This is a genomic window from Ruegeria sp. HKCCA0370, from assembly GCF_013033705.1.
Lineage (GTDB): Bacteria > Pseudomonadota > Alphaproteobacteria > Rhodobacterales > Rhodobacteraceae > Ruegeria.
On sequence record NZ_WQEP01000007.1, the window covers coordinates 110,755 to 125,662 of the forward strand.

Genomic DNA, 14,908 nt, shown 5'->3' on the forward strand with positions numbered 1-14,908 from the left:
TTGCCCGCTAGACACCCCTATAACGATTAAACGCAGTCAGACGGGACAGTTTCGATGAACATTCACGAATATCAGGCCAAAGCCCTCCTTCGCAGCTATGGCGCACCGGTGTCCGATGGTCGCGCCGTGTTGCGCGCCGAAGAAGCCAAAACCGCAGCAGGTGAGCTGGACGGCCCGCTTTGGGTTGTCAAAGCACAGATCCACGCAGGTGGTCGCGGCAAGGGTTCGTTCAAAGAAGCCGACGCCGGTGAAAAAGGCGGTGTTCGTCTGACCAAATCGGTTGAAGAAGCCGCCGAAGAAGCCAAAAAGATGCTGGGCCGTACACTGGTCACGCATCAGACCGGTCCGGCAGGCAAGCAGGTCAACCGCATCTATATCGAAGCAGGCTCGGGCATCGAGCGCGAACTGTACCTGGCCCTGCTGGTAGATCGTCAAACCAGCCGCATTTCTTTCGTCTGTTCGACCGAGGGCGGCATGGACATCGAAGAGGTGGCCGCCGCAACGCCCGAGAAAATCCTGTCCTTCTCGGTCGATCCGGCCACCGGTTACATGCCGTATCACGGTCGCCGCATCGCCTTCTCGCTGGGTCTGGAAGGCCCGCAAGTCAAGCAATGCGTCAAACTGATGGGTCAGCTCTATCAAGCCTTCGTCGAGAAGGACATGGAGATGCTGGAGATCAACCCGCTGATCGTTTCCGACAGCGGCGATCTCAAGGTGCTGGACGCCAAGGTCGGCTTTGACGGCAACGCGGTCTACCGCCACCCCGACATCGCCGAGCTGCGCGACACGACCGAGGAAGACCCCAAGGAGCTGGAAGCCAGCAAATACGACCTGAATTACATCGCGCTGGATGGTGAGATCGGCTGCATGGTCAATGGCGCCGGTCTGGCGATGGCGACGATGGACATCATCAAGCTGTATGGGGCCGAGCCTGCCAACTTCCTCGACGTGGGTGGCGGTGCGACCAAAGAGAAAGTGACTGAGGCGTTCAAGATCATCACCTCAGACCCGCAGGTCAAAGGCATTCTGGTCAACATCTTCGGCGGCATAATGCGCTGTGACGTCATCGCCGAGGGCGTTGTCGCCGCGGTGAAAGAGGTCGGCCTGAAGGTTCCGCTGGTCGTGCGTCTGGAAGGCACGAATGTCGAAAAAGGCAAAGAGATCATCAACACCTCTGGCCTCGACGTGATCGCGGCGGACAACCTGAAAGACGGTGCCGAAAAGATCGTGAAAGCGGTCAAGGGTTAAGCTTGTTCAAGTGGGGCTGGCCTCGGGCCCGCCCCATCGCGGCTAAAACCAAGCTGAAAAGCATTGCCGCGCAAGGCCGAAAGAAGCAATCGATCTGATGACCATCCCAATCTTCCTCATAGGCTTGGAACGCGCCACAGGGCGGGCGCGTTTGATGGAGCAGGAGCTGCAAAAGGCAGGCCTGTCGGCGACGCGCGTCAATGCTGTTGATTGCGACGCCGCCACCCGTGAGGATTTCCTGCGCGACTGTCGGGCCGAAGGGCCGTGGGGCTATTTCCATACCAAGGACATGGCCTGCACCCTCAGCCATGCCAAAGCATGGGAGGCGCTGATCGCCTCGGGCGCGGAACAGGCGTTGATCCTTGAGGATGATGTGTTTCTGACACCGGAACTGGCAGACTGGCTGAATGATGCCTCATGGTGGCCCGCAGATGCCGATATCGTCCGGTTCGAACGCTGGCGCAGCACGAAGCTTTACGTGGCACTTGGACGCAAGCGGTTGTCCCATTTGGGGCGGGAACTGCGCCTGATGCGCTCGCGCCATCCCGGTGGTGCAGCTTATGCTCTGACACGCGAAGCGGCCCGGCACTTCCTGGCCCAGAAACCCTTTGACATTACGCTGGATGGTTTGTTGTTCAACCCTTCCGCCTCGCCGGCGGCGCGCCAGATCAACACCTATCAGGTGATCCCGGCCATGGTCGAACAGGGCAACGAAGCGCCCGGCGAATACAATTTGGGTGCGCCGCGCGCGCGGCCAACAGGCTGGCCCCTGATCCGGCAAAAAGTAAGGCGTGGCATCGCTGAAATCAGCAGCGGCCTGCGCACGGCGGCCAACCTGGCCCTGGGACGTGCCACGCTCGAGAAAATTACCTATGCGCCGCAGGTTCTGCCGGCGACTGAACCCAATCAATCCAACACCGCCTAGAGAAAGGGACAAAATGGCAGTCCTCATCGACGAAAACACCAAAGTGATCTGTCAGGGCTTTACCGGCTCGCAGGGTACATTCCACAGCGAACAGGCCATTGCCTATGGCACCAAGATGGTCGGCGGCGTCACCCCCGGCAAAGGCGGGATGGAGCATCTGGGCCTGCCCGTGTTCAACTCGGTCCACGAGGCCAAGCACGTGACCGAAGCCAATGCCAGCGTGATCTATGTGCCGCCGCCGTTTGCTGCGGATTCGATCCTCGAAGCGATTGATGCCGAGATGGAAGTGATCGTCTGCATCACCGAAGGCATCCCGGTGCTGGACATGATGAAGGTGAAACGCGCGCTGGAAGGCAGCAAATCCCGCCTGATCGGCCCGAACTGCCCCGGTGTGATTACACCCGACGCCTGCAAGATCGGCATCATGCCCGGCCATATCCACAAGCGCGGCTCGGTCGGCGTTGTGTCCCGCTCGGGCACTCTGACTTATGAGGCCGTCAAGCAAACCACCGATGTGGGTCTGGGCCAGTCCACCTGCGTGGGTATCGGCGGCGACCCGATCAAAGGCACCGAGCATATCGACGTGCTGGAATGGTTCCTGGCCGATGACGAGACCGAGTCGATCATCATGATCGGTGAGATCGGTGGCTCGGCCGAGGAAGAAGCCGCGCAGTTCCTGGCGGATGAGGCCAAGAAGGGCCGCAAGAAGCCGACCGCCGGTTTCATCGCAGGCCGCACAGCCCCTCCGGGCCGCCGTATGGGCCACGCAGGCGCGATTGTCGCCGGTGGCAAAGGAGGCGCCGAAGACAAGATCGAAGCCATGCGCTCGGCCGGTATCGTCGTGGCCGAAAGCCCCGCCCAGCTGGGTGAGGCTGTGCTGGAAGCGATTGGGTAAGTGACCAAGAACCGGGCATATGCTTTTGGGGCAACGCCCGGCTCGGGGGTGGGCGAGACGCGCCCGCCCATCAATCCTGAAGTTTGCCTTTGGCAATTCCGGGCGGAACAGTAACGATGGGACCAAAGCAAGCCATATCAACCGGCATCCGAAAGACATTTGTCTTTTCGGGCAGAGCGTCGCGTTCTGAGTTTTGGTGGTTTGCCCCTATTGCAATTGTTTTGCCGATCTCCGCCGCATTACTGTTTGACTGGAGCGTTCTCGTAAACTGGGGCACCTCGAGGCTTTTGGTGATCACCGCCGCGTCTTTGCCCCTGCTTTCGGCAATGTGCAGACGGCTGCAGGATACTGGCGAAGATGGGCATCAAGCGCTCTATCCGTTCGCAACAGTATTTATCGTTTGGCTGGGGTATCATGTCTTTCTTGGCTTCGGGTTGCTGATCGGCGGACCGATTCTCCTGTTTCTTCTGGTCATCTTTCTTTTTGTTCCAGTGTTCCTAATCGCGATAGTGACAAGCGCGCTGGCTGCGTCCAATGTTATCGGGTTGATGCTGGTTGCTTCCGACCCAGACAAAAACCGATTTGGGGTGCCGCGTGAAGAGGGCTTCGCATGACCTTCTCCGACGCCATACGCACCTGTTTCTCCAAGTTTTTCACCTTCTCAGGTCGTGCCTCGCGGCCCGAGTACTGGTTCTTTTTCCTGTTCATCGTGATCTGGAACATCATCGCCGGGATCATCGACTGGCAGTTCTTCACTCAGGTCGCGATCACCGAAAGCGATGAGGTGAAATCCGTCACCGCAACGTCCTCGGCTCCGGTGCAGAGCATCGTCGGCCTGATCGTCTTCTTCCCGCATCTGGCCGTTGCATGGCGGCGGATGCACGACACCGGGCGCAGTGGGCTGTATGCTCTGCTGCCGATCCTGCTGATCCTTGGGGCCTTTGCGGTTCTGATCTTCGGCATCGGCCTCGCCTCTCATTTCCAGCATGGTGGCACTCTGGACATTTTGTTCACCCGCGCAACATTGCTGATCGTCATCCCGACACTTATCGTTCTGGTGGTGTCGCCCCTCCTGGTGCTGTGGTGGCTGACCCGCCCCAGCCAGCCAGGCACCAATCAATACGGTCCCAACCCACATGAGGTAGCCCAATGACCGAACACTCGCCCAATACTGCCTTTCACGCCTCGAGCTTCATGCAGGGGCACAACGCCGAATACCTGGAACAGCTTTATGCGCAGTACACCAAAAACCCCGGTGCGGTAGACGCTGCCTGGGTCGAGTTTTTCAAGGCCATGGGTGACTCCGCGCCTGATGTGCAGCGCGAGGCCGAAGGGCCTTCGTGGGCGCGCACGGACTGGCCTCCGATGCCGGCCGATGATCTGACCGGTGCGCTGACCGGTGAGTGGGCCGAGATTGACGCCAAGGCCGCAGGCAAGAAGATCAAGGAAAAGGCCGCCGACAAAGGCGTCGAAGTCAGCGATGACCAGATCAAGCGTGCGGTGTTGGACAGTCTGCGGGCACTGATGCTGATCCGGGCCTACCGGATCCGGGGTCATCTGGCCGCCAACCTTGACCCCCTTGGCATGCGCGCGGCCAGCAATCATCCGGAACTGGATCCCAAAACCTACGGCTTCACCGATGCCGATATGGATCGCCCGATCTTTATCGACAACGTTCTGGGACTTCAGGTCGCCTCGATGCGGCAGATCGTCGAGATCGTTAAACGGACCTATTGCGGCACTTTTGCGCTGCAATACATGCATATCTCGAACCCGGAAGAGGCCGCTTGGCTGAAAGAGCGTATTGAGGGCTATGGCAAGGAAATCCAATTCACCAAGGAAGGCCGCAAAGCCATCCTGAACAAGATGGTCGAGGCCGAAGGCTTTGAGAAATTCCTGCACGTCAAGTACATGGGCACCAAGCGCTTTGGTCTCGATGGCGGTGAGGCGCTTATTCCGGCGATGGAGCAGATCATCAAGCGTGGCGGCGCGCTCGGCCTCAGTGATATCGTGATCGGGATGCCGCACCGGGGCCGTTTGAACATTCTGGCCAATGTGATGGGCAAACCGTACCGCGCCATTTTCAACGAATTCCAGGGCGGCAGTTTCAAACCCGAAGACGTGGATGGTTCGGGCGACGTGAAATACCACCTCGGTGCTTCAAGCGATCGCGAGTTCGACGGCAACAGCGTGCACCTGTCGTTGACGGCGAACCCGTCGCATCTTGAGGCGGTGAACCCTGTGGTTCTGGGCAAGGTCCGCGCCAAGCAGGATCAGTTGGGCGACACGGACCGCACCAAGGTCATGGCCATTCTGCTGCACGGTGATGCAGCCTTTGCCGGTCAGGGCGTCGTGGCCGAAGGCTTTGGCCTGAGCGGTCTGCGCGGGCATCGCACCGGTGGGACAATGCATATCGTGGTGAACAACCAGATCGGCTTTACCACCGCGCCGCATTTTTCACGCTCTAGCCCATATCCGACGGATATCGCGTTGATGGTCGAGGCGCCGATCTTCCACGTGAACGGGGATGACCCCGAGGCAGTTGTTCATGCAGCCAAGGTGGCGACCGAGTTCCGCCAGAAGTTCCACAAGGACGTGGTTCTGGATATCTTCTGTTATCGCCGGTTTGGTCACAACGAGGGCGACGAGCCCATGTTCACCAACCCGATCATGTACAAGAAGATCAAGACGCATAAGACCACGCTGTCCTTGTACACGGAACGCCTCGTCAAGGATGGCCTGATCCCCGAGGGTGAGATCGAGGATATGAAAGCGGCCTTCCAGGCTCATCTGAACGACGAATTCGAGGCCGGTAAGGACTATAAACCCAACAAGGCCGATTGGCTGGATGGGCGCTGGTCGCATCTTGACAAGAACAAAGACGAATACATGCGCGGCGAGACGGCGATCACGCCGGAAACCATGGCCGAAATCGGCGATGCCCTTACCCGCGCACCAAGCGGATTTGCCATGCACAAGACGGTTGGTCGTCTGCTTGAGCACAAGAAACAGATGTTTGAAACCGGTAAAGGCTTTGACTGGGCCACTGGTGAGGCGTTGGCTTTCGGATCCTTGCTGACCGAGGGCTACCCGGTACGCCTTGCAGGGCAGGACGCCACGCGCGGCACCTTCAGCCAACGCCATTCCGGATTCGTTCATCAGGAAACCGAAGAACGGTATTACCCGCTGAACAACATTCGCGCAGGTCAGTCGCATTACGAAGTGATCGACTCGATGCTGTCCGAATATGCAGTGCTCGGCTTCGAATACGGATACTCGCTGGCCGAACCAAATGCGCTGGTCCTGTGGGAAGCCCAGTTCGGGGACTTCGCCAACGGCGCGCAGATCATGTTCGACCAATTCATCAGTTCGGGTGAATCGAAATGGCTGCGGATGTCCGGCCTGGTCTGTCTGCTGCCGCATGGGTTCGAAGGGCAAGGCCCCGAACATTCGTCGGCAAGGCTGGAGCGGTTCCTGCAAATGTGCGGTCAGGACAACTGGATCGTGGCGAACTGCACGACGCCTGCGAACTATTTCCACGTCCTGCGCCGCCAACTGCACCGGACATTCCGCAAGCCGCTGATCCTGGTGACACCGAAATCACTGCTGCGCCACAAGCTGGCAGTCAGCACCGCCGAGGATTTCACCACCGGATCCAGCTTCCACCGGGTACTGTGGGATGATGCCCAGAAGGGCAATTCCGACACCAAGCTGGTGGCGGATAACAAGATCAAACGCGTGGTGATGTGTTCCGGTAAAGTCTATTTCGACCTGCTGGAGGAACGCGATGCTCGCGGCATCGACGACATTTATCTGATGCGGATTGAACAGTTCTATCCTTTCCCGGCGCATTCTCTGATCAACGAGCTTGAACGGTTCAAGAATGCCGAAATGGTCTGGTGTCAGGAAGAGCCCAAAAACCAAGGTGCGTGGACCTTTATTGAACCCAATATCGAATGGGTTCTTTCCCGGATCGGCGCGAAACATACCCGTCCGGCTTATGTCGGTCGCGCAACCTCGGCCTCGCCCGCAACGGGCCTGGCCAGCCAACACAAAGCCCAACAAGAAGCGCTGGTTAACGAAGCGCTGAGCCTCGAAGGAAAATAAGCGATGACGATTGAAGTTCGTGTTCCCACGCTTGGCGAATCGGTCACCGAAGCCACTGTTGCAACATGGTTCAAAAAGCCCGGTGATGCAGTCGCCGTGGATGAGATGCTGTGTGAGCTGGAGACTGACAAGGTGACGGTCGAAGTGCCCTCTCCCTCATCCGGCGTGATGGGTGAGATTGTGGCCGCCGAAGGCGACACGGTTGGTGTAGATGCTCTGCTGGCGACGATTGCTGCCGGTGAAGGTGCAGCCGCGCCTGCCCCGGCAACAGCCGCAGCAACCCCTGAGGCCGCACCCTCTGCATCGGGCGGGTCGGTTGACGTGATGGTGCCGACGCTTGGCGAATCCGTGACAGAGGCGACTGTTTCGACCTGGTTCAAGCAAGTCGGCGACAGCGTCGCGCAGGACGAGATGCTGTGTGAGTTGGAAACCGACAAAGTCTCGGTCGAGGTACCCGCCCCGGCTGCGGGTGTTCTGGCGGAAATCGTCGCGCCGGAAGGTGCAACCGTTGATGCAACCGCAAAGCTGGCAGTCATCTCGGGCGCGGCCGCAGGCGCAGCCCCTGCACCGGCTGCTGCTGTGGCGGCTCCTGCTGCGGCAAGCACCGGCAAGGATGTTGCAAATGCGCCGTCTGCCGAAAAGGCGATGGCCGAAGCCGGGTTGTCAGCCGACCAGGTCACCGGCACCGGTCGCGATGGTCGCATCATGAAGGAAGATGTAGCCAAGGCGGTCGCGGCTGCTTCGGCCCCCGCACCTGCGGCGGCTGCGCCGGCGCCAGTTGCTCAGGTTCCGCGCGCACCGGTTGCCGCCGAAGATGAAGCCCGCGAAGAGCGTGTACGGATGACCCGTCTGCGTCAGACCATCGCCAAGCGCCTGAAGGATGCGCAGAACACCGCCGCGATCCTGACCACCTATAACGAGGTGGACATGACCGAGGTCATGGCCCTGCGCAATCAGTACAAGGACCAGTTCGAGAAGAAGCACGGTGTGCGCCTGGGCTTCATGTCCTTCTTCACCAAGGCCTGCTGCCATGCCCTGAAAGAAGTGCCCGAGGTCAATGCCGAGATCGATGGCACCGACATCGTCTACAAGAACTTCGTTCACATGGGCGTTGCTGCCGGCACGCCGCAGGGTCTGGTGGTTCCGGTCATTCGCGACGCGGACAGCATGTCCTTTGCAGCCATCGAAAAAGCCATCGCCGAAAAGGGCAAGCGCGCCCGCGATGGCAAACTTTCGATGGCCGAGATGCAGGGCGGTACCTTCACAATCTCGAACGGTGGTGTTTACGGCTCGCTGATGTCCTCGCCGATCCTGAACCCACCGCAGTCGGGCATTCTGGGCATGCACAAGATCCAGGAACGGCCGATGGTCATCAATGGCGAGATCAAGATCCGCCCGATGATGTATCTGGCGCTGTCCTATGACCACCGCATTGTTGACGGCAAGGGCGCGGTAACCTTCCTGGTTCGCGTGAAAGAGGCGCTTGAAGATCCGCGCCGCCTGCTGATGGATCTTTAACCATGGCGACACATGTACTCTGGCAGGCCGATGTGGCCGATTTCGACGCCTGGCTGAAAGTGTTCCGCGAGGACAAGCCGATGCGCAAGGCCGCGGGTATCCGCGACCTGCATGTCTGGCGCGATCCCGATCAGAAGGACCATGCGATCGCGATGTTCGAGGTGATCAACCTGGACAAGGCCAAGGCATTTTTCGGATCCGAGGAATTGGCAATGCACCATGAACGAGGCGGCATTGCGCATATCTCGATCAAGCTGCTGGAACCTGTTTGACAATAGATATTCCCGACCCGCCAGATCGGGTCGGAAAAGCGCCGGATCGTCCGGTCGGTTTAGGAGAATGTAATGGCAAACTATGACGTCATCGTAATCGGCGCCGGACCCGGCGGCTATGTCTGCGCGATCCGCTGCGCTCAACTGGGCTTGAAAACCGCTGTAGTCGAGGGGCGCGAAACGCTGGGTGGCACTTGCCTGAACGTGGGCTGCATCCCGTCAAAAGCTCTGCTGCATGCCTCGCACCAGCTTCATGAAGCCGAACACAACTTTGCCAAGATGGGCCTGAAGGGCAAAAGCCCTTCGGTCGATTGGAAACAGATGCAGATCTATAAAGATGAGGTGATCGAGGGCAACACCAAGGGCATCGAGTTTCTGTTCAAGAAGAACAAGATCGACTGGCTGAAAGGTTGGGGCTCGATCCCTGCGGCCGGCAAGGTTCAGGTTGGCGATGAAATCCATGAAACCAAGAACATCATCATTGCGTCAGGCTCCGAACCGTCCTCGCTGCCCGGTGTCGAAGTGGATGAGAAGGTGGTGGTGACCTCAACCGGTGCGCTGTCTCTGGGCAAGATCCCGAAGAAAATGGTGGTGATCGGCGCGGGTGTGATCGGTCTGGAACTGGGTTCGGTGTACAGCCGCCTGGGCGCCGAGGTCACGGTGATCGAGTTCCTCAAGGAAATCACGCCGGGCATGGACCCCGAAGTACAGAAGACATTCCAGCGTATCCTCAAGAAACAGGGGCTGAATTTCATCATGGGTGCCGCGGTGCAGAAAACCGAAGCAACCAAGACCAAGGCCAAAGTGACATACAAGCTGCTCAAGGACGACAGCGAGCATGTGATCGACGCCGATACCGTGCTGGTGGCCACCGGGCGCAAACCTTATTCCGATGGTCTGGGGCTGGACGCTCTGGGCGTCGAGATGACCCCGCGCGGCCAGATCAAGGTGGGTGCGGACTGGCAAACCAACGTACCGGGGATCTATGCCATCGGTGACGTGATCGAAGGCCCGATGCTGGCGCACAAGGCCGAAGATGAAGGCATGGCCGCCGCGGAACAGGTTGCGGGCAAGCATGGCCATGTAAACTATGGTGTCATTCCGGGTGTGATCTATACGTGGCCCGAGGTCGCCAATGTCGGTGAAACCGAGGCGACGCTCAAAGAACAAGGCCGTGCCTACAAGGTCGGCAAGTTCATGTTCATGGGCAACGGCCGCGCCAAAGCCAACTTTGCCTCTGACGGGTTCGTCAAGATCCTGGCCGACAAGGAAACCGACCGTATCCTGGGCTGCCACATCATCGGCCCCGCAGCAGGCGATCTGATCCATGAGGTCTGCGTGGCGATGGAATTCGGCGCATCCGCCGAGGATCTGGCCCTGACCTGCCACGCGCACCCGACCTATTCCGAGGCCGTGCGCGAGGCCGCACTGGCTTGCGGCGATGGTCCGATCCACAGTTAGGCAGGTCGGGCTCCGCCCGTTTGACGCGTGAAAGGTCCACCGGACCTTTCATCGGTTGCGCCGAACCACGTCAAACCCTGCCACGCGCACCCGGCCTATTCCGAGGCCGTGCGCGAGGTCGCACTGACTTGCGGCGACGGTCCGATCCACAGCTGACAACCTTGACCCCGGCAGCGATCAGCCTGTCGGGGTCAACCAGGCATCCAGATAGGTCTCCAACCTGTCGGTGAATGTCGTCGCGGAATGCAACGCGCAGAATCTTAGTGACATGGCCTGAATGGCAAAGGCCTGCACACCTTCGGCCAATAACTCGGGTGGCACGTCTTTGCGGACCTCTGCATCTTCGAGCCACAGCATCACGACGCGGAAGTATCGCTCAAAACAATATGCCACCGGTCCTATTTCGGCGACAGCCGTCGCACCGGAATACCTGATCAACAGATCGAATACATATCGCTCGGACGTCATGAAACTGTGAACCGGTTCCAGCGCCGCGATGATTTCTGCGACAGTTTTGGGCGGTGTTCCGGCCTCGGCCTGATCCAGACAGGCGTTCAGCTTGTCAGCAATCAGAATTTCCATCAGCGCACCCTTGTCGTGAAAATGCGCGAAAAAAGTGCCCTTCGCGACCCCAGCGGCCTTCACGACCTCTTCCACCCGTAACGCTTCATATCCGCCATTGCGGATGACCTCTTCAGCGGCCGCAAGAAGGTTGGCGCGGGTCTTGATCGTACGTTTCTGAATTGTCTTTTGCATATGGCTCAATCGCATAATTTCTGACCGCGGTCAAATTTTTTATTGACCACGGTCATTTTTTGATTCTATAAATTGACCTCGGTCACTTTTTCAGGAGATACCCGATGCAACCGAAAAAGATTCTCATCCTTGACGGACACCCCGCAGAAAGCAGCCTGTCACGCACATTTGCCGAAACGTACAGGGACGCGGCCCGCAAAAACGGGCACGATGTACGGTTGGTTCATCTGAGCGATCTGCAATTCGATTTTGATTTCGGTCAGGGCAATTATCACGACTTCAAACCACTTGAGCCGGTTCTGGAGCAAGTGCTTCAGGACTTTGAGTGGAGCGACCATCTGGTCCTGACCACCCCCATGTGGTGGGGCGGCCTTCCAGCCAAACTCAAAGGACTGATCGACCGAATGTTCATTCCGGGGCGAACCTTTGACACACGGAACACCACCAAGATCGGGTTTCCGGCCCCGATGCTGACAGGGCGCACCGCGCGTGTCATCCTGACGTCAGACACGCCGGGATGGTTCATGCGCCTGATATACCGGCAGGCGCTTATCCGTCAGGTACGGGACCAGATTCTTGGGTTCGTCGGCTTCAAACCAACGCGTTTCACCTATTTTTCCGGTGCAAGCTATCCCAAGCCCGGCAGCGTAGATCGCTGGGTGGAAAAAGTATCAAGGATCGGGGCCGCTGCGGTTTGAACCACAGCCGACACCCACATCTACCACATCGTTTTTGCGGCGCGTGCAAGCCATTCCTCGTCATATTGCGCGCCGCCTTCCACGCCGTCTGATGCCTCGGACAGAAGCTGGCCTATCGTGGGAAGATTGCCGCTTTCGTCACCACTTGACCAGATACGCGCCCGGATCAGAGCACGGGCACATTGGCTGTATATCTCGGCGATTTCAACGACGATAACGGTCGCTGGGCGTTTGCCGGCCTTCTCGAATTGATGCCGCAGGGTCTCATCCGCCGTTACCCGCGCCAACCCGTTCACCCGAACGACGTTGTTGGACCCCGGAACAAGGAACATCAGCGAAACACGTGGATCGCGCACGATATTGCGCAAACTGTCCAGACGGTTGTTGCCGCGCCAGTCCGGCAGAGCCAGCGTATTCGCATCCAGGTCTTTGACCACCGGGCCATCATCGCCCCGAGGGCTGCCATCCACACCTTCAGGACCAACCGTGCTGAACACACACAGGCGCGATGCAAGGATCCACTTTCGATAGAGAGGCGTCAGTTGATGAACGACCTTTCGCAAGGACGGAGCACCGGGCCGACCATACAAAGCTTCAAGCGTTTCAATGTCACGAATGTGCTCCATCCGGATCAAACCCCACTTCCCGCATCAACTCGTTGGAACGTGTTTCTATCACATCTTCCAGCCGGGCAAGGAATTCGTCCCGGCCAACACCCGGCTCGATTGGGTCGAGGAAATCGACGATCGCAAGGCCCGGTTTGCGCATGACACCCGTTCGGGGCCAGAAAACGCCAGCATTCGTCGCGACCGGAACGCAGGGAAAGCCGAGCCCTTCGTAAAGAACGGCTGTTCCAACCTTGTAAGGTTTCTTCGCACCGGGCGCCACACGTGTCCCTTGCGGGTAAATCACAAGCTGCCCGGGTTCCGAAAACTCTTTCGACACATCTTTGACCATCTTGGTCACGGCAGCACCGCGCTTGCCGCGATTGACCGGAATACAGCCAAGTCGCCGCGCGTACATTCCAATCACTGGCGTAAACAAAAGCTCGCGCTTCATGATGAACTTGCCGTGCGGAATGGCATCAAAAATGATGATGATATCAAGAAACGACTGGTGTTTTGCGGCTATGACCACCTCATTCGTTGGGACCCTACCCCGCACTTCACACCGAATGCCAACCATCCAACGAGCCAGCCACATGGTGCTGCGCGCGTAGGTCTTGCACGCCCTCAGGGCGCCAGCCTTGGAAAACAGTGCATAGGGCAGAAAGACAATGCCAAGGATCAGCATCCAGGCGTAGATCACGATCATGAAGATCAATGACCGAACCCATTGAACAGCCATCAACATCAGGAAAGCTCCTTCAATTTGCGTCGGGCCGCAGCCCAGGTGGCAAAAAACGCGACCATGGCACCAAGGATCGGAATAAGAACCGGCAACGCCCAGTCTTTGCCCTGAAAGCCGACGCCAGCCAGAAAACCACCCGATTCCGAGGCTTCGGGCAGCATCAGAACACCGGTCATGCCCAGCAATGTACCGACTGATGCCCCAAAGAATGCGCGATAGGTAAACCGCCTTACGAATGCGCCCGCTATGAACCCATCGCGTGCACCGACCAGGCGCAGCACTTCGATGATCTGGGCATTTGCGGCAAGCGACGCGTTGGCGGCAAGGGTAATCATGGCAGCCGTCGCACCGCCGATCAGCAGGATCGAAATCCACCCCAGACGACGCAGGGACATCGCCGCATCAACCAAAGGCTCCCGCCACCGCGTGTGATCATCCAGTACGGCGCCCGGCACCTCGGCTCCCAGTCGCAAACGCAACCCAGCCACGTCGATGCCCGGTTCGGTTTCAATGATCTCGATAAGCTGCGGCACGGGCAGCGTATCCAGCGGCAGATCCGGCCCAAACCAAGGGGCAAGCAACGCCGCCTGCTCTTCCTGCGTCAAGGCACGGGCCGAGGCCACGCCAGGCGTCTGGCTCAGAACGGTCAGCGCGGCCTCGGTCTGGGCCGCACGCTGTTCCGTTGGCGCGTTGATGCGCAGGGTTGCAGCTCCGGCCAGTTCCGAGGCCCAGCGATCCGCAATGCGCCCCGACGCCAGAGACAGGGCCAGTGCGAATACTGCAAGAAACGCCATCGCACCCGCGACAAACAGAGTCAGGTGCGCCGTGTATCCCGTCGGGGGAACAACCCGGTCTGCCCGTTTGTCACCGCGCAACAGATTTCTGAGGTCAGGACTGATCATAGATCCGCCCCCGCCAGTTGCAGCTTGCGCTGCGAAATACGCAAGACACGGGCCTGTACCTGGCTTTTGGCCGCGCGGATAAGGCTCAGATCATGGGTGGCGATCAGGACGGTTTTGCCCATCCGGTTCAGTTCGATCAGAAGACGCAGCAGCCGTTGCGACATTTCCCAGTCAACATTGCCCGTCGGCTCATCCGCCAAAACCACGTCAGGCGACAATATGACGGCACGCGCCAGAGCGGCCCTTTGCCGCTCGCCGCCGGACAGTTCAGGCGGGAGCGCTTCGAGCCTGGCACCAAGACCCACCCAGCTGAGCAGCTCGGTCAGGTTTTCCTGCTCGGATGTTTCCGAACGCCCGGACACCATCAGCGGCAAAGCGACGTTTTCTGCAAGCGTCATGTGGTCAAGGAACTGACAATCCTGATGCACGACACCAACGCGGCGACGCAATACGGCCAGCTGGTCGCGATCAAGCGTTGAAATATCCTGGTCAAACACGCTCAACCGCCCCGAGCTCGGCAGCAGGGCACCATAGCACAGTTTGAGCAACGTGGTCTTGCCCGCCCCGGAAGGCCCGGTCAGAAAGTGAAACGAACCCGGCTGCAATTGTACCGAGACATCACTCAGCAATTCACCGCCACCATAGGTGTAGCTGACATTTTCCAGCTCGATCACACGTGCCCCCGTTATTTTGCCGCTCTTCTTGCCCGAGCATGGTGATGGTTTCAATGGCTCTACCGAGTCCAATTGGTGACACTTGACCCGCGAAACCGAAAA

General features: G+C 58.9%; 16 protein-coding genes. 11 read left to right on the forward strand and 5 right to left on the reverse strand.

Going from position 1 to position 14,908, the window contains the following annotated elements; genetic code table 11:
* Positions 1 to 54: 54 nt before the first annotated feature.
* From sucC to GOW31_RS22200, 10 genes are all read left to right on the forward strand, one after another.
* The gene (gene sucC, locus GOW31_RS15150) at positions 55 to 1,248 is read left to right on the forward strand and encodes an ADP-forming succinate--CoA ligase subunit beta (protein WP_152456830.1); all 1,194 of its coding nucleotides are present in this window, start codon (positions 55 to 57) and stop codon (positions 1,246 to 1,248) included.
* A gap of 97 nt (positions 1,249 to 1,345) precedes the next feature.
* Positions 1,346 to 2,173 carry a glycosyltransferase family 25 protein gene (locus tag GOW31_RS15155; RefSeq protein WP_171119701.1) on the forward strand — a complete coding sequence of 276 codons (828 nt, stop codon included), beginning with the start codon at positions 1,346 to 1,348 and terminating at the stop codon, positions 2,171 to 2,173.
* Positions 2,174 to 2,186: 13 nt separating this feature from the next.
* The gene (gene sucD / locus GOW31_RS15160) at positions 2,187 to 3,068 is read left to right on the forward strand and encodes a succinate--CoA ligase subunit alpha (protein ID WP_152456828.1); all 882 of its coding nucleotides are present in this window, start codon (positions 2,187 to 2,189) and stop codon (positions 3,066 to 3,068) included.
* A 116-nt stretch (positions 3,069 to 3,184) separates the two neighbouring features.
* Positions 3,185 to 3,682 carry a DUF805 domain-containing protein gene (locus GOW31_RS15165; protein WP_171171164.1) on the forward strand — a complete coding sequence of 166 codons (498 nt, stop codon included), beginning with the start codon at positions 3,185 to 3,187 and terminating at the stop codon, positions 3,680 to 3,682.
* Complete coding sequence (locus GOW31_RS15170) at positions 3,679 to 4,221, forward strand: DUF805 domain-containing protein (RefSeq protein WP_171171166.1); 543 nt, start codon at positions 3,679 to 3,681, stop codon at positions 4,219 to 4,221. The genes GOW31_RS15165 and GOW31_RS15170 overlap by 4 nt, the downstream gene beginning before the upstream one ends.
* On the forward strand, positions 4,218 to 7,175 hold the full coding sequence (locus GOW31_RS15175; protein WP_171171168.1) for a 2-oxoglutarate dehydrogenase E1 component: 2,958 nt from the start codon (positions 4,218 to 4,220) through the stop codon (positions 7,173 to 7,175). The genes GOW31_RS15170 and GOW31_RS15175 overlap by 4 nt, the downstream gene beginning before the upstream one ends.
* A 3-nt stretch (positions 7,176 to 7,178) precedes the next feature.
* The gene (odhB, locus tag GOW31_RS15180) at positions 7,179 to 8,693 is read left to right on the forward strand and encodes a 2-oxoglutarate dehydrogenase complex dihydrolipoyllysine-residue succinyltransferase (RefSeq protein WP_171171171.1); all 1,515 of its coding nucleotides are present in this window, start codon (positions 7,179 to 7,181) and stop codon (positions 8,691 to 8,693) included.
* A 2-nt stretch (positions 8,694 to 8,695) separates the two neighbouring features.
* Complete coding sequence (locus GOW31_RS15185; RefSeq protein WP_152456823.1) at positions 8,696 to 8,965, forward strand: hypothetical protein; 270 nt, start codon at positions 8,696 to 8,698, stop codon at positions 8,963 to 8,965.
* A gap of 72 nt (positions 8,966 to 9,037) precedes the next feature.
* Positions 9,038 to 10,426, forward strand: coding sequence for a dihydrolipoyl dehydrogenase (gene lpdA / locus GOW31_RS15190; RefSeq protein WP_171119706.1), 1,389 nt, complete (start codon positions 9,038 to 9,040; stop codon positions 10,424 to 10,426).
* A gap of 27 nt (positions 10,427 to 10,453) precedes the next feature.
* Positions 10,454 to 10,582 carry a hypothetical protein gene (locus GOW31_RS22200; protein ID WP_256368806.1) on the forward strand — a complete coding sequence of 43 codons (129 nt, stop codon included), beginning with the start codon at positions 10,454 to 10,456 and terminating at the stop codon, positions 10,580 to 10,582.
* Positions 10,583 to 10,603: 21 nt separating this feature from the next.
* Here the strand turns inward: GOW31_RS22200 and GOW31_RS15195 are convergent, their stop codons facing one another.
* Positions 10,604 to 11,182 (reverse strand): TetR/AcrR family transcriptional regulator, encoded by a 579-nt coding sequence (locus GOW31_RS15195; protein WP_171171172.1) that lies wholly within the window; start codon positions 11,180 to 11,182, stop codon positions 10,604 to 10,606.
* Positions 11,183 to 11,286: 104 nt separating this feature from the next.
* Here GOW31_RS15195 and GOW31_RS15200 point away from each other — a divergent pair, with 104 nt between their 5' ends.
* Positions 11,287 to 11,880, forward strand: a complete 594-nt coding sequence (locus GOW31_RS15200) for an NAD(P)H-dependent oxidoreductase (protein WP_171171173.1) — start codon at positions 11,287 to 11,289, stop codon at positions 11,878 to 11,880.
* Positions 11,881 to 11,900: 20 nt separating this feature from the next.
* On the opposite strand, the gene GOW31_RS15205 is transcribed toward GOW31_RS15200, so the two are convergent.
* From GOW31_RS15205 to GOW31_RS15220, 4 genes are read right to left on the reverse strand one after another with little or no spacing between them, the layout of a single operon-like run.
* Positions 11,901 to 12,506 (reverse strand): pyridoxamine 5'-phosphate oxidase family protein, encoded by a 606-nt coding sequence (locus GOW31_RS15205; RefSeq protein ID WP_171171174.1) that lies wholly within the window; start codon positions 12,504 to 12,506, stop codon positions 11,901 to 11,903.
* Entirely contained in the window at positions 12,490 to 13,233 is a 744-nt protein-coding gene (locus tag GOW31_RS15210; RefSeq protein ID WP_171171175.1) for a 1-acyl-sn-glycerol-3-phosphate acyltransferase, read from the reverse strand. Before GOW31_RS15210 ends, GOW31_RS15205 begins: the two co-directional genes overlap by 17 nt.
* On the reverse strand, positions 13,233 to 14,132 hold the full coding sequence (locus GOW31_RS15215) for an ABC transporter permease (RefSeq protein WP_171171176.1): 900 nt from the start codon (positions 14,130 to 14,132) through the stop codon (positions 13,233 to 13,235). Before GOW31_RS15215 ends, GOW31_RS15210 begins: the two co-directional genes overlap by 1 nt.
* Positions 14,129 to 14,806: a cell division ATP-binding protein FtsE gene (locus GOW31_RS15220; RefSeq protein WP_152456816.1), complete on the reverse strand. Its 678-nt coding sequence runs from the start codon at positions 14,804 to 14,806 to the stop codon at positions 14,129 to 14,131. Before GOW31_RS15220 ends, GOW31_RS15215 begins: the two co-directional genes overlap by 4 nt.
* Positions 14,807 to 14,908 lie beyond the last annotated feature (102 nt).